Raw genomic sequence first — 11,994 nt, 5'->3', positions numbered from 1 at the left:
CTTGCCGATCGTTCAGCAAGGCGCTTTTTTGTCTATACGTAGTGCCGCTCTAAAGCATATCGAGTGCTTTTTCTACGGCTTCAATCAATCGATCAACATCATCCTGCTGGTTATAGAGGGCAAAGGAGGCTCGAATCGTACCTGAGACGTTCAAAGCATCCATTAAAGGATGTGCGCAGTGGTTCCCAGCGCGCACCGCAATCGCCTGTTGATCCAGTAAGGTCGCGACGTCTTGATGATGCACACCCTCAACAATAAAAGAGACCACCGAGGCGTTGTCTTGATAACCCAGCACTTTAACATCAGGTAGCGCTGAGAGCCTTTCATTGGTTTGACGGGCGAGGGCGCGCACATGTTTTTCAACGTCTGAGAGATTGAACGTCTCCAGCCAGGCCACTGCGCGACTGAGCGCCAGCGCGCCCGCGACATTGGGGGTGCCGGCTTCGAACTTCCCCGGTAGCTTGCTGAACGTCGTCCCGGAGAAGGAGACTTTTTCGACCATTTTTCCGCCGCCATGCCAAGGGGGCATGGCATTGAGAAGATCGAGTTTGCCATACAGTACCCCAATCCCTGCGGGCGCAAACAGCTTGTGGCCGGAAAAGAGATAAAAGTCAGCGTCTAGGCGCTCGACATCGACCGGTTCATGCACAATACCTTGCGCGCCATCGACCACCACGATCGCGCCCACTTGATGGGCTTTCTCAATCACGGTTTCAACCGGTTGACGCGTGCCCGTCACGTTGGTGACGTGCGCTAACGCGACAATTTTGCAGCGCGGTGAAAGGAGCGCGTCAAAGGCTGCAAGATCAAATTGACACTGTGGCGTCATCGGCACTTTCACCACTTTCGCGCCCGTTTGCTCAGCGACAATTTGCCACGGTACGATATTGGCGTGATGCTCCAGTTCGCTGACTAATATCTCATCGCCCGGAGACAAAGCGCTGCGCGCGTAAGTTTGAGCGATTAGGTTGACCGCTTCGGTTGCGCCACGTGTCCAGATAACGGACGCCGGACTCTGCGCGCCAATAAACTCAGCGATGTGAGCTCTGGCCGCTTCAAATTCACTGGTCGCTTGAGCCGTTAAACGGTGACTGCCACGATGGACATTGGCATTTTGCTGGCTGTAGTAACGGCTCAATGTATCGATGACGCACTGCGGCTTTTGTGTCGTCGCCGCGCTATCAAGGTAGACCAAACGCTGGCCATTCACGTCTTGGTTGAGTGCTGGAAATTGACCAATGATCTCAGCGGTTTCTCTCATCACGCTTCACCCAGTTTGTGATATTGCAGGGTCGGAATCGTGACCATCGGCTCGGCAACTGTGGCAGCATGGGCTTTCCCAGAGAGATGAATGATGATTTCCATTGCAAACTCTAACGCTGTGCCCGGTCCCTGACTGGTCATTAGATTGTGATTGATGTCGTAGGTGACGCGTTTGACACGGCGTCTCTGCTCATCAATCATCGGCCAGAAACTAGGGTGACAGGTCATCAGCGCATCGGTGTACAAGCCATGATGAACCAGAACGAGCGCAGGCGCGGCGCAAATGGCTGCGACCAACTTACCTTCGTACATCTGCTGGCGCACAATCTCGACCAAAACGGTGCTGTCGCGAAAGACCTCGCTGCCGCCAACGCCACCGGGTAGGATGACGGCGTCAAATTCATCGTCTGCCACATCAACCAGTGTGCATTGCGCCGTGAGTGGGATGCCGCGTGAGCCAATCATGGTCAGATGACCATCAAAGTCGGCGCTGGCCACCACGGCATCATAGCCGGCACGTACCATCATATCGATGATGGTGACCGCTTCCATTTCTTCGCTGCCAGGGGCGATGGGGATCAGTACTTTTTTAGTCATCTTTCCAGCTCTGTTCTCTCAGTTTTATCTCTTGGTATAGGCGTTGATTCATCGGTGTGGTTAGCCCGTAGTGCGCCGCCCATTTGAGGAGGTATCCAGTAATAAAGTCTATCTCGCTGTGCCTTTTATGCACAATATCTTGATGCATGGATGAGAAGTTACGAGCGGTGTTGGCGATCACGGCATTGATCTTCTCGAACAGTTCTTTTTGAGTGATGGTGTAGCCCTTAGCATGCATGACGCTATGCACTTCACTGACGATCTCGGCAATGGTTGCTTGAAGATCGTCTCGGGCCAGCTCGCCATTGCGGACGTGTTCTAGAGCCGTCAGCGGATTGATGGCGCAGTTAATGGCAAGTTTTAGCCACAACGCTTGTTCGATGTCTGGGTGCCATGCCGTTGTTGGTAAAGCGTGGTTGAGCACCTCGGCCAGAAAGCCACACGCTTGAGCGCGAAGATTCGCAGAACCGATATAGGTTTCCCCTTGGCCGGTATGTTGAATCGATCCACCTTCGCTGCGCAAGGCGCCGTGTGTGGTGGTCGCCAGCAGTAAAGGATTGTTGGGCAGCCAGGTCTGTACTTGCTCTGTGTTACCCATGCCATTGTGCATCAGCATGATCATGGTATCGGGGTGAAGGAGGTCTAGGAGTGGCGACAGTGCCTCACACACCTGAGGGGCTTTGAGTGTGACCAACAAAAGGTCGGCATTGGCTAAGCGGTCCGGTTGGTTGTTGGCGAACGTTAGAGATTCACCATCTAGGCAAAGGGATAGGCTCGTCACGTCATGTCGTGAATAGACCGAGACAGCGTGCCCCGCTCGATAGAGCGCATGGGCCCACAAGGTACCAATCGCACCAGGACCGAGAATCACGATATTCATCATCAAGCAAAGGGTTAAGGATTTGAGGCAAGGATACGGATTGGCCGCGAGAATGCCAATAAAAATGGCGCCGATTGGCGCCATTTAGCTATGAAATTGCTGTTAACTTAGAATTTGTAAGTCACAGCGATGTAATGTGCAAAGCCACTTGAATCTGTTTGGCCGATAACTTTCTTGTCATCATCTAGGATGTCGTCGCCATCTTTAATGCCGTATACATCGTAAAATGCTTTCAAGCCATAGCCGACTGCAAAGCGATCTGAGTGCCAGTAGATACCGTTGTACATTACACCGCCGTTAGAAGCACTTGAGTACTCATCTTTCATACCAAATTGGTAATCCATATAACCTTGGTAAGAGATGAATGAACCATTTTCGAAGAAGTAGAACGGTTTAAACCAGTTAGTAGAAACTTGGAAGCCGTTCCAATCTTTTTGCGCCATGTCGTAAACACCGTAAAGGTTTAGACCCATTTTGCCAAACCAAGGCATATCGATATCAGAACCGATACCCCATTTTTGAGCGCCTTCAGATGCACCGCCGTTGAAGATCATTTCTGATGCGATGTACATTTCTTGTACAGGGCCGAACGAAAGGTCTTTACCTGTCATCGCGTCCAGAGACATACGCGGAGCAAACTTCATAAATAGTTTGTCAGAACCAGCTTTGTCACTATCTTGGTCGCCAGTGATGTTGAAGTAGTCAACATATCCGTATAGATCGAAAATCCCTGAACGTCCGCCAAATTCCATTTCTAGGTAGTCATGGGTTGAATCATCTGGGAAGCCTGGCTTCTCGTTGAATGCACCCATCAGGTTAAACTGCATCCATTTGTAGTCGTTCTTGTGGATGTCGCCGTCTGAATAGTCAGCTGCCATCGCAGGCGCAGACATTGCTGCTACAACACCAAGAGCTAGAAGTGATTTACGCATAGTGGGACTCTCTATGTATTCGTTAAGTGTAAAAATGACGTCCATATATTGTGTAGCACGTTCTCCGACGTGCTCAGTTGGTGAGCATAATAGCGATTTAAATCTCAATTGGTAGTGATACAGAGTGCAAAAACACACAAAGTTAGTGAGGTTGATCACATTTATAGATAGAAAACTCAGTTATCGAGGAACTTTCACACTTTTGCATACTTTTTGATACAGATATCGTTTACGCAAACGTTTATGCGAAATTTTATGCTTGTCAATGAATCAACAGATTTGGTTAGTGATCGGTTTTTTTCAGCGCTGCGTACACATTGGCAACGATGTAGAGGTGAAACAAAGTGCAAGAGATCATGCTATTTCCCTTAAGTTCCATTGTCCTTCCTGAAGGGAAAATGAAACTGAGGATATTCGAGCCCAGATACAAACGACTCGTCTCTGATGCGATGAAAGGAGACGGCACGTTCGGAATTTGCTTGCTAGAAAGAGCCAAGCAGTCAGACGCCGTTCAACTGTCACACACCGGCTCTCTGGTTCGCATCGTCGATTTTGATCAGCTAGACGACGGTCTGCTCGGTATAACGGTGTGTGGACTTCAGCGTTTTACTATCGAGCGGGTGCGCACTGAGTTTGATGGGCTGCGCATGGCGAAAATTCGCACGCTGCCTAACTGGCAAGTCGCAGAGATGTCGCCTGCAGACGTTCATCTTGGTGAACATCTGCTTCAGGTGTATCACGACTACCCGCAAGTGGGGGAGTTGTACCAACAGCGTTTTATGGACGACGCCAGCTGGGTGACACAGCGTTGGTTGGAGTTACTGCCTCTCACACCCAGTCGATTTGATTCACTTAACCAACAGCAAACTTGTGAGGCGGCACTTGCCTTTATTAATCAGATGATTCCCTCTCCTCAGCCTTGATCTAGAATGAGAGTGATCGAAACGCGCGAGAGCGCGTATAGTAATCCGTTCGCATCTCAAGACTAGGTGAAACCAAGGAATCGATATGGTCAGTGAAGATACTCAGGCGTTCACTCGAGCCGATTGGACTGAGTGTATGGATAGGGTAAAACAGAAGGACACACAAGCGTTCGCCCTGGTGTTCCAACATTTTACCCCGCGTTTAAAGCAATTTACCTATCGCCACATGGGCAATGAGCAAGTGTGCATGGAAGTGGTACAGGAAACACTGACCATTGTCTGGCAAAAGAGCATCATGTTTGATGGCAGTAAGAGTTCGCTCTCCACATGGATTTACACCATCGCGCGCAACTTGTGCTTTGATATGCTGCGCAAGCAAAAAGGGCGCGACGCCCATTTGTCCTCCGATGACATTTGGCCCAATGATTACTGCCCACCTGACTTAGTTGAGCACTATTCGCCAGAGCAAGAGATGCTTAAAGAGCAAGTGGTGAAATATTTAGATACGTTACCGGATGCCCAACGCACCGTGGTGAAAGCCGTCTATCTGGAAGAGATGCCTCACCAGCAAGTGGCAGAGATGCTGAATATTCCCCTTGGTACCGTTAAGTCGCGCCTAAGGCTCGCGATTGAAAAACTGAAACATTCCATAGAGGCCGATCGCTTATGAGTTACCATCCACACATCGAAATGTTGCAGCAATACGCACAAGGGTCATTGGATGATGTCAACGCGTTCACTATTGCCGTGCATTTGGAAAGTTGCCCACATTGTAAAGAGCAAGTGAGATCCTTTGAGCAAGAGTGCGGGTTCGCGCTCGAGCAAGAGGTGCCAGACAACCAAACATCGGTGCAAAGTCTTGAGCAGATGCTGGCAAGCATCACCCAAACTGAGCAGATCAAAGATCCTATCAAGCTACTGCGCCAGCCGAAAACGATTGATGTCAACGGACGCTCGATGACCTTACCGCTTGCACTATCCAAGCTGTATGATCGAATAGGCGAGTGGCGCAATTATGGTGGCAAGGTGTTTAGTGCCCCTATCGCGATTTCCGGCAACGCCCGCGTCAATCTCATGTACATGGCGGAAGGGGTCAAGGTGCCCGAGCACACTCATAAAGGGTTTGAATCGACGTTAGTCCTTCATGGTGGCTTTTCTGACGAAGAAGGGCACTATGAGGTCGGCGACTTTCTCTATAAAGACGCATCGGTCAAGCACAGCCCGCAAACTCAAAGTGGTGAGGATTGCTTGTGTTTAACGGTGCTCACCGAGCCTATGATTTTCACCCAAGGCGTCGCCCGAGTCTTCAATATGTTTGGACGTGGCTTGTACCCTTAATCTCTTCCCTAGATTGATAATCGACAAAAGAAAAGGCTTGGAGCAATCCAAGCCTTTGTCGTTCTTGCCAACTTGTCTATTTCTGTTGGCGTGCTTTTTCGAGTAGATCCGAGAAGTAGTGACGCAGAGAATAGAGCATCAATAAGCTTGGGATAACCATTACTGCGGTCAGTATGAAGAACAGTGACCAATCGTTTAAGTAATCGGCGAGCTCGCCACTGAATGATGCAAGGGTCGTACGGCCGAAGTTGCCCAGTGAAGCCAGCAGCGCATATTGCGTGGCGGAGAAGGCTTGGCCGGTCAGTACAGTCAAAAATGAGACAAACGCGACGGTTGAGAAAGCCGTGGTGAAGTTGTCCACAATGATCGTGGCTAAGAAGAGGGTTTCACTTGGTCCTGTCTTGGCGATCCAGGCAAACATTAAGTTACTGCCCGCCATCGCAATACCGCCGATCATCAGCCCGCGAACGATGCCAAATTTGACGTTAAATAGACTGCCGACCAAGGTAAAGACAATGGTTGCCCCCCAACCAATCAATTTCGAGTAGTAACCAATTTGCTCATTGCTAAAGCCGACTTCTTTGTAGAAGGGGATCGACATGCGGCCAAGGAACGCCTCACCAATCTTGAACAAGAAGACAAACAGTAACAGCGTGATCGCGACGCGCACACCGTTACGTTTGAAGAAATCGAGGAAGGGTTCGACAACCGTGACACTTAACCACGCGACAGTTTTTGAATCGACGACTTGGTAATGTCTTTGCTCGGCTTGTTCTTGCAGCGCACTTCGCTCAGTCTTGGGTTCGCCGACCAGCAAGGTAAAGAGCATCAGTACGCCAACGATGATCGCCATGCCGTAATAGACGCCATTCCACCCCATGCTGTCTGCATTGATAAATGCGAGATAACCCGGTAGAGAATACCCCGTCCACCATCCGATCACGGCCATCGCTGAGGCTTGAGGCAGTTTAGAGGATTCAGACTTAGGGAAGGTGTCGATACGAAAGGCGTCAATGGCAATGTCTTGTGTCGCTGAGGCAATCGCAATACCCAGCGCGAGCATCGATGTGAACGCTAAGTTTTTTGCAGGGTCGACACCGGCGATGAACAGGGTGCAAGAGAGCACAACAAGCTGACAGAGTAAAATCCAACTGCGGCGTTGGCCAAGCTTATCGGTGAGATAAGGTAGGCGGACTCGGTCAACCAGTGGTGCCCACAAAAAGTTGATCGCGTAGACGGCGAACACGCTACCAAAATAGCCGATGGCGGCTCGGGTTAAGCCTGCATCTTTAAGCCAGCCTGACATGTTGGAGCCAATCAACACCCACGGAAAGCCGCTTGAGCAGCCTAGCATAAATACCCAAAGCAGACGCTTATCGAGATAGCTTTTGATGGTGTCGCGCCATGACATTGGCGATGATGTCGCAGACATAGACGTATCCTTGTTCTGTGCGGTTTGAAATAAGAGGGCAGGTCACTAACGACGGAGATGCCACCGCCCCAACATGTGTCGGGGCGGGTAGAGGTTTATTCAATAAGGGTGGTTTTTTTGATGACGATAGGGATCGACGGCACGTCACTATAGCGACCGACATTGTGCGTTTTGATGCCCGCCATCGATTCAACGACGTCAAAGCCATCGACCACTTTACCAAACACCGCATAGCCCGGAGGGCGCTGGTCATAGTCTAAAAAGTGATTGTCTTTAAAGTTGATGAAAAACTGGCGAGTGGCAGAATTTGGGTTGTTGGTGCGCGCCATCGCAATCGTGCCACGGTCGTTTTTTAGCCCGTTTGCGGCTTCGTTCTGAATTGGAGCGTACGTACTCAACTGTTTCATATTGGTGTCAAAGCCACCGCCCTGCGCCATAAAACCGGGGATCACGCGGTGAAATTGGCTCCCCGAATAGCTGCCCTCTTCGACGTACTTGAGGAAGTTAGCGACCGTAATCGGCGCTTTCTCTTGGTTAAGCTCAAGGGTGAAATTACCCAGCGTGGTTTCCACCAAGACTTTTGGTCCGGCAAACACAAGTTGGCTCACCAATGCCAGTGACGTCAGTGCCCACTTCCACATTAGAAACGCTCCTGCATGTAAGTTTGCAATTCACGATCGTTCGCGACTTCTTTTAGCACCAAGTTGACCACATCGTTAAGAACGGTTTCGATCTCTTGGTTGGATGCACTGAGTGCCCCTGTGCGTTTCGCTGTGCCGGTGTAAGCTTTTACTAACTTGCCGCGTGGCGTTTCGGCGGTGATTTCTAGCACTACTTTGCCGTCCATCTCATTTTCCATTACCGAGTGTTTGACCGACACCAAAGCTTCCTGCACTTCAATCTTCAGTTCGTTTTCGCTGTTGACGGTGTTGCGGAATCCTTGAGATTGGAACTGCTCCAGCAGGGCATTTTCTAATGTGATGCGCACATTCTGTTTTGAATGAATCGGTTCGATGTTAGAGCGGCCACTGTCGACCAAGGCGACATATTGCGCAGAGCGAACATCTTTACTGGTAATAGTAAAGGTGGCGTCCTGGACTAAATCACCGCGACTGAGTACCGCTTGTGGCATAAAGTTCAGTTGCTCTTGCTGAGGGGACGCACAGGCGGTCAAGATGGCCATTGACGCCGCTAATACCAGTTTTTTCATTGTCTTTTCCTTAATGCTTCACGTATGAAGTTAACTCTCAGTTCAAAGATAATAGAGGACTATTTAGTCGCTTGTAAAATAACAAATTTCTTATTTGATGCGATCACTTTGACTTGATGTTTACCAAACACTCTTTTCAGTTTTCCATCGTAGCCGAGGTGGCGGTTGCCGATAACTAATAATTGCCCACCAACACGAAGAACATGCTTTGCATCACAGAACATTTGCCAAGCGATGTGGTCAGTAATGGTTTGTTGCTGGTGGAACGGTGGGTTGCAAAGCACCACATCGTAGCTATCAGCATCAAATCCATCCAAGCAGTTGTTGGCAATACACTCTATTTGACGCTTACCTGTGTCATAGGGGCGTAAGTTTTCTCGCGCCGACGCCACGGCGCTGAAACTTTCATCGACGCAGGTGAGTGACAGTGCTGGATTGAGCTGTGCTAACTTAACGGACAGCACACCATTGCCACAGCCAAGATCGAGTGCTCGAGCGTGGCCTAGGTTGTCTGGCAAGTGGTCAAGAAAAAAGCTCGCTCCCTGATCAAGCCCTTCGCCTGAGTAGACGTTGGGGTAATTTTTTAGCGTCATCCCGTGTTGAGGAACGGGCCATTCAGTGATCGCCACTGCGGGGATAGGCGTATCACAATTAGCGAAACTAAATACCAGACGGTGTTTTTTCCACGCCAAAGAGGTCGTCGTGTCGCCCAAGTGTTTCTCAAACAGTTTCAGTGTTGAGCTGTGGATCTCTTTTGCTTTGTTGACCGCAATGACAGGGATGGTTGGCGACAGTGTCTCTCTTAACTGAGCGAGCTGCCACACTAAGTGGCGATTGGTGCGCGGGATTTGCATCAACACTAGATCTGCATCTTTAGGGATAGGGTCGAGCGTTGAGCAGAGCGTGACCTTAGGGCACTGATTTACCTCAAGGTTGGCGTGTGTCGCTTGGTGAGCAATCCACGAGTCACTCATCATGGTGACTCGGTAGTCACGAGAGAACCACGTGCTGAGCGCACCAAAATGATCGTTTAAAACAACGATGTGGCTCCCTTTTGTGAGAGAAAGTTGCTCGACATGATTGATCAGGTACTCATCTCCGGCGTCCCAGGCTTGTAAGGTGTCGTTGCTACGCTTAGGGTAACGGTAAAGGAACAGTGTTCGCTCAAAAAGAGTCAGCTCAGTTTTCATGCAGTCAATGGTCTCATCATAGGAATGGCTAAATTGTCGCAAATGTTACTGGCAGTGAAAACTAAAACCTTTTCTTTACTGAGTAGCACATTATTATGGTCACGCCCATAATCCAACTCGCTTAAACAGATTAGCGTAACGGTGAATTCATGCTCCAGCAAACAATAGAATCGAAACTTCACGAGGCTTTCCAGCCAAGCCACCTGCAAGTGGTGAATGAAAGCTATATGCACAATGTTCCCGCAGGTTCAGAGAGCCACTTTAAGGTCATTGTTGTGAGTGAACACTTTGATGGCGCTCGGTTAATTGCGAGGCACCGTCTTGTAAATCAGGCCTTGTCCGATGAATTGGCCAATCATATTCACGCCTTATCCATCCACACATACACGGCGCAAGAGTGGCAAGCGCAGAACCAGAGTGCGCCAGATAGCCCGATGTGCATGGGTGGTAGTAAAGCATAAAGTGCCAGTGTAAATACCTCTAAAGGGTAGGGGTATTAAACCGATCTGTTAACAGTAAAGAAACATATGAATGGACGGCAGGTATTAAAATGAAATATTTCGCCTTATGACGGATTGTGACAGAAAGTCTTTGTGGATATTTGGGTCTTTGTGCGATGGCTCAAAGTTATGACGATTCCTTAGCCTTTTAAACTCAAAACGTTCGAAATATCTTCTTTAATACCTGTATTGGTCATGGCGTCGTCTTTGCAAAAGATGATAGACTATCGCACCTGATAAATCTCGTTGCATTTCTGCGATGTGATTTTTAAGAGGATGTTGCGATTTTGGTGTTTAAAACATCACCAAAACCGGACACAAGTGTCGTGTCTAAAAGTTACGCAATCAAAGAATCTTTTTCCCGATAAAAGTAGTGCAAGTGCGTATGATTACAATAAAAAAGGGTTTGGATCTACCTATCGCAGGTGCTCCTACCCAGGTGATTAATGATGGTAAAACCATCAAGAAAGTCGCCTTGCTTGGCGAAGAGTACGTCGGCATGCGTCCTACCATGCATGTCCGCGTAGGCGATGAAGTAAAGAAAGCTCAAGTTCTTTTTGAAGATAAGAAGAATCCTGGTGTGAAGTTTACTTCTCCAGCAAGCGGTAAAGTGATCGAGGTGAACCGTGGTGCAAAACGTGTACTCCAATCCGTTGTGATTGAAGTATCCGGTGAGCAACAGGTGACATTCGATAAGTACGAAGCAGCTCAACTAGCCAGTCTTGACCCACAAGCGGTGAAGTCTCAACTGGTTGAATCTGGTCTTTGGACAGCTTTACGTACTCGACCGTTCAGCAAGGTTCCAGCAATCGAGTCTTCGACAAAAGCGATTTTTGTTACCGCCATGGACACCAATCCATTGGCAGCTCAACCTGAGTTAATTATTAATGAACAGCAAGAAGCCTTTGTTGCTGGTCTTGATATTCTCTCAACCCTCACTGACGGCAAGGTTTACGTTTGTAAATCTGGCACTAGTCTTCCTCGCTCGTCTCAACCGAACGTTGAAGAACATGTGTTTGATGGCCCACACCCAGCCGGTCTCGCCGGTACTCACATGCATTACCTGTTCCCAGTGAATGCGGAAAATGTGGCGTGGAGCATCAACTACCAAGACGTGATCGCGTTTGGTCAGCTGTTCTTGACGGGTGAACTCTACACAGACCGCGTGATTTCACTAGCGGGTCCTGTGGTTAATAACCCTCGTCTTATTCGTACCACGATCGGTGCGTCTCTAGACGACGTGACGGACAACGAACTCATGCCTGGTGAAGTTCGTGTGATTTCAGGCTCTGTCCTCTCTGGCGTTCATGCCACAGGTCCGCACGCGTATTTAGGTCGTTACCACATGCAGGTCTCTGTCCTGCGCGAAGGTCGTGAGAAAGAACTGTTTGGCTGGGCGATGCCGGGCAAAAATAAGTTCTCTATCACTCGTTCTTTCCTAGGTCATCTATTCAATGGTCAGTTGTTCAATATGACAACATCGACCAACGGTAGTGACCGTTCAATGGTACCGATTGGTAACTACGAGCGCATTATGCCGCTTGATATGGAACCAACGCTGCTTCTTCGTGACCTGTGTGCCGGTGATACCGACAGTGCTCAAGCACTGGGTGCGCTGGAGTTGGATGAAGAAGATCTCGCTTTGTGTACCTTTGTGTGTCCTGGCAAATACGAGTACGGTGCGTTACTTCGTGAATGCTTAGACAAGATCGAGAAGGAAGGGTAATTT

At 49.2% G+C, this 11,994-nt stretch carries 13 protein-coding genes; 5 read left to right on the top strand and 8 right to left on the bottom strand.

All coding sequences use genetic code 11. The annotated features are described in order from the left end of the window. Nucleotides 1-49: 49 nt before the first annotated feature. From csdA to AC6R10_RS08175, 4 genes are all read right to left on the bottom strand, one after another. Nucleotides 50-1,261, bottom strand: coding sequence for a cysteine desulfurase CsdA (gene csdA / locus AC6R10_RS08190; RefSeq protein WP_500671954.1), 1,212 nt, complete (start codon nucleotides 1,259-1,261; stop codon nucleotides 50-52). Next, nucleotides 1,261-1,860, bottom strand: coding sequence for a DJ-1 family glyoxalase III (locus tag AC6R10_RS08185; protein WP_500633938.1), 600 nt, complete (start codon nucleotides 1,858-1,860; stop codon nucleotides 1,261-1,263). Before AC6R10_RS08185 ends, csdA begins: the two co-directional genes overlap by 1 nt. Next, nucleotides 1,853-2,740, bottom strand: coding sequence for a 2-dehydropantoate 2-reductase (gene panE / locus AC6R10_RS08180; protein ID WP_500672026.1), 888 nt, complete (start codon nucleotides 2,738-2,740; stop codon nucleotides 1,853-1,855). The genes AC6R10_RS08185 and panE overlap by 8 nt, the downstream gene beginning before the upstream one ends. Nucleotides 2,741-2,847: 107 nt before the next feature. Then, nucleotides 2,848-3,672, bottom strand: a complete 825-nt coding sequence (locus tag AC6R10_RS08175; protein WP_500671953.1) for a nucleoside-specific channel-forming Tsx family protein — start codon at nucleotides 3,670-3,672, stop codon at nucleotides 2,848-2,850. A gap of 356 nt (nucleotides 3,673-4,028) precedes the next feature. Here AC6R10_RS08175 and AC6R10_RS08170 point away from each other — a divergent pair, with 356 nt between their 5' ends. From AC6R10_RS08170 to AC6R10_RS08160, 3 genes are all read left to right on the top strand, one after another. Beyond that, entirely contained in the window at nucleotides 4,029-4,595 is a 567-nt protein-coding gene (locus AC6R10_RS08170) for an LON peptidase substrate-binding domain-containing protein (protein WP_500671952.1), read from the top strand. Between the two features lie 85 nt (nucleotides 4,596-4,680). After that, a complete protein-coding gene (locus AC6R10_RS08165; protein WP_334554380.1) occupies nucleotides 4,681-5,265 on the top strand; it encodes an RNA polymerase sigma factor in 585 nt (194 codons plus the stop codon). Further along, complete coding sequence (locus tag AC6R10_RS08160) at nucleotides 5,262-5,933, top strand: ChrR family anti-sigma-E factor (RefSeq protein WP_500671951.1); 672 nt, start codon at nucleotides 5,262-5,264, stop codon at nucleotides 5,931-5,933. Before AC6R10_RS08165 ends, AC6R10_RS08160 begins: the two co-directional genes overlap by 4 nt. A gap of 76 nt (nucleotides 5,934-6,009) precedes the next feature. Here AC6R10_RS08160 and AC6R10_RS08155 read toward each other — a convergent pair whose 3' ends face one another. From AC6R10_RS08155 to AC6R10_RS08140, 4 genes are all read right to left on the bottom strand, one after another. Continuing rightward, nucleotides 6,010-7,365 (bottom strand): AmpG family muropeptide MFS transporter, encoded by a 1,356-nt coding sequence (locus tag AC6R10_RS08155; protein ID WP_500671950.1) that lies wholly within the window; start codon nucleotides 7,363-7,365, stop codon nucleotides 6,010-6,012. A 95-nt stretch (nucleotides 7,366-7,460) separates the two neighbouring features. After that, entirely contained in the window at nucleotides 7,461-8,006 is a 546-nt protein-coding gene (locus AC6R10_RS08150) for a peptidylprolyl isomerase (RefSeq protein WP_500671949.1), read from the bottom strand. Next, nucleotides 8,006-8,575, bottom strand: coding sequence for a YajG family lipoprotein (locus tag AC6R10_RS08145; protein ID WP_500671948.1), 570 nt, complete (start codon nucleotides 8,573-8,575; stop codon nucleotides 8,006-8,008). The genes AC6R10_RS08150 and AC6R10_RS08145 overlap by 1 nt, the downstream gene beginning before the upstream one ends. Before the next feature lie 59 nt (nucleotides 8,576-8,634). Continuing rightward, nucleotides 8,635-9,765 carry a methyltransferase gene (locus AC6R10_RS08140; RefSeq protein ID WP_500671947.1) on the bottom strand — a complete coding sequence of 377 codons (1,131 nt, stop codon included), beginning with the start codon at nucleotides 9,763-9,765 and terminating at the stop codon, nucleotides 8,635-8,637. Between the two features lie 149 nt (nucleotides 9,766-9,914). Here AC6R10_RS08140 and bolA point away from each other — a divergent pair, with 149 nt between their 5' ends. Together bolA and AC6R10_RS08130 are read left to right on the top strand one after the other, a co-directional pair. Next, nucleotides 9,915-10,226: a transcriptional regulator BolA gene (bolA, locus tag AC6R10_RS08135; RefSeq protein ID WP_487901300.1), complete on the top strand. Its 312-nt coding sequence runs from the start codon at nucleotides 9,915-9,917 to the stop codon at nucleotides 10,224-10,226. A 424-nt stretch (nucleotides 10,227-10,650) separates the two neighbouring features. Continuing rightward, complete coding sequence (locus AC6R10_RS08130; RefSeq protein ID WP_334554394.1) at nucleotides 10,651-11,991, top strand: Na(+)-translocating NADH-quinone reductase subunit A; 1,341 nt, start codon at nucleotides 10,651-10,653, stop codon at nucleotides 11,989-11,991. Nucleotides 11,992-11,994 lie beyond the last annotated feature (3 nt).

The sequence above is a fragment of the Vibrio sp. R12-SG2-ISO1 genome (genome assembly GCF_059834045.1).
The sequence above is the reverse complement of the archived record's forward strand: the minus strand, read 5'-3'. Positions and strand labels throughout refer to the sequence as shown.

What these genes read in the sequence shown, in the direction of transcription:
- AC6R10_RS08130 (WP_334554394.1), top strand. Translation starts at nt 10,651, where the DNA reads ATGATTACAATAAAAAAGGGTTTGGATCTACCTATCGCAGGTGCTCCT.
- AC6R10_RS08155 (WP_500671950.1), bottom strand. Translation starts at nt 7,365, where the DNA reads ATGTCTGCGACATCATCGCCAATGTCATGGCGCGACACCATCAAAAGC.
- AC6R10_RS08165 (WP_334554380.1), top strand. Translation starts at nt 4,681, where the DNA reads ATGGTCAGTGAAGATACTCAGGCGTTCACTCGAGCCGATTGGACTGAG.
- AC6R10_RS08175 (WP_500671953.1), bottom strand. Translation starts at nt 3,672, where the DNA reads ATGCGTAAATCACTTCTAGCTCTTGGTGTTGTAGCAGCAATGTCTGCG.
- AC6R10_RS08160 (WP_500671951.1), top strand. Translation starts at nt 5,262, where the DNA reads ATGAGTTACCATCCACACATCGAAATGTTGCAGCAATACGCACAAGGG.
- AC6R10_RS08140 (WP_500671947.1), bottom strand. Translation starts at nt 9,765, where the DNA reads ATGAAAACTGAGCTGACTCTTTTTGAGCGAACACTGTTCCTTTACCGT.
- AC6R10_RS08150 (WP_500671949.1), bottom strand. Translation starts at nt 8,006, where the DNA reads ATGTGGAAGTGGGCACTGACGTCACTGGCATTGGTGAGCCAACTTGTG.
- AC6R10_RS08170 (WP_500671952.1), top strand. Translation starts at nt 4,029, where the DNA reads ATGCTATTTCCCTTAAGTTCCATTGTCCTTCCTGAAGGGAAAATGAAA.
- panE (WP_500672026.1), bottom strand. Translation starts at nt 2,740, where the DNA reads ATGAATATCGTGATTCTCGGTCCTGGTGCGATTGGTACCTTGTGGGCC.
- AC6R10_RS08185 (WP_500633938.1), bottom strand. Translation starts at nt 1,860, where the DNA reads ATGACTAAAAAAGTACTGATCCCCATCGCCCCTGGCAGCGAAGAAATG.
- csdA (WP_500671954.1), bottom strand. Translation starts at nt 1,261, where the DNA reads ATGAGAGAAACCGCTGAGATCATTGGTCAATTTCCAGCACTCAACCAA.
- bolA (WP_487901300.1), top strand. Translation starts at nt 9,915, where the DNA reads ATGCTCCAGCAAACAATAGAATCGAAACTTCACGAGGCTTTCCAGCCA.
- AC6R10_RS08145 (WP_500671948.1), bottom strand. Translation starts at nt 8,575, where the DNA reads ATGAAAAAACTGGTATTAGCGGCGTCAATGGCCATCTTGACCGCCTGT.